The sequence below is a fragment of the Bartonella sp. CL434QHHD genome (genome assembly GCF_042195145.1).
Classification (GTDB): Bacteria; Pseudomonadota; Alphaproteobacteria; order Rhizobiales; family Rhizobiaceae; genus Bartonella.
Genome location: NZ_JBHINT010000028.1, coordinates 1 through 1774 on the forward strand (window position 1 = coordinate 1; position 1774 = coordinate 1774).

Sequence of the window (1774 nt, forward strand, 5' to 3'; positions counted from 1 at the left end):
TAATGGTTTTGAATCTACTTTTAATGCTGTTGATGCTTCTATCACGAATATTCAAAATCAGATTACGAATGCGACAAAAAATAGCCTCGTTAAGCAGGAAGAGAATGAAGGTGCTATCACCATTGGTGAGTCAACAGGTGGTATAGAAATCAATGTTGCAAACGAATCTGGTGATGCTCGTACAATTTCCGGTGTAAAAGCTGCAGAGTGGAGTGATGAAGCTGTTAACAAAGCCCAGCTTGATAAAAGTATAGAGATGATTTCTAATGATATTAATCTCACAAGAGCTGCTGCAGTTCTCTACGATAAAGAAAATGGTGCCATTAATTATGGTAGCGTAACTTTAGGTGGGGTAGATAACCAAGACCCTGTTGCTCTCCATAATGTTAAAGATGGCATAATTGCGCAAGGATCGCATGATGCAATCAATGGGAACCAAATTAATAAAATATCTGGAGATATAGCAAATTATTTTGGTGGTGATGCNAATAAAATATCTGGAGATATAGCAAATTATTTTGGTGGTGATGCTTCATTCGAAAATGGTGCCTTTAAAGGACCAAAATATAGTTTATCTGTTATTGTTGAAGATGGTCAGGTGGCAAAAGCCAATTATCATGACGTTGGCTCAGCTTTGACAGGTCTTGATGCAAATGTGAAGAGTGTGAATACGCATCTGACGAATGTGGTAAACGATGTCAATGAAAAAATCACGAATATTACTCAAGAAGTTAAAGGGGACGCCTTGTTGTGGAACAGTGATGAGCAGGCATTTGTAGCACAGCATGGAGAGGGAAGAACCAATAGCAAAATTAAGTTTCTTGCCAATGGAGATATTTCTGCTAATTCAACCGATGCTATAAATGGTTCGCAACTTTATCTTATGAGCAACCAATTGGCTGCGTATTTTGGTGGTGGCGCTGGCTATAATAATGGAGAATGGACTGCTCCTACTTTCAAGATAGCACAATTCAAGGCTGACGGTAGCTCTGGTGAAAAGAAGAATTATCATAACGTTGCCAGTGCTTTTGACGGCGTGAGTGAGAGTATGTCTAAGATAAACGACCGCATTCAAAATGTTGAAAACAATGTCTCGTCTAATGGTTTAAATTGGAATGAGCAGAAAAAAGCTTATGACGCTAGCCATGATGGTCAACCAAGTAAGATTATCAATGTAGCAGATGGTAAAATTGTAGAAGGGTCAAAAGATGCAGTCAATGGCGGACAGCTTTGGGAGACCAACGAACGTATCACTGGCGTTGAAAAAGATATTAAGCATATTGAAAACAGAGTCGACAATATTTCCACTACGGTTACGAATATTGGTGAAACGGTTTTCAATATTGAAGACAGAGTTGATAATATTGAGAACACGGTTAATAATCTTTCTGATGGCGCAGTTAACTATGATAAAGATGGAGAAGGAAACAAAACCAATAGGATCACTTTAGAGGGTGGAGATTCCAGTGAACCTGTTTTAATTGATAATGTTGCGGATGGCCGTATTGAGAAGGACTCGAAAGAAGCTGTGAATGGTGGTCAACTGCATGATTACACTCAGCAACAGATGAAAATTGTTCTCGATGATGCAAAAAAATATACGGATAGTCGGGTGGATAATATTGTTATTAATGCCATTGATGATGCTGTTGATCGGTCTGACCGATATACAGATATGAAGTTTAATATTTTAAGTTATGATATTAAGAGCGTACGGAAAGAGGCAAGGCAAGCAGCTGCCGTTGGTCTAGCAGTATCCAACCTACGTTACTTC

General features: G+C 38.7%; 1 pseudogene. It reads left to right on the forward strand.

Features of this window, described 5'->3' with window-relative positions:
- Positions 1-1774 (forward strand): annotated as a pseudogene (locus ACFILN_RS04855) (hypothetical protein); the annotation flags it as partial.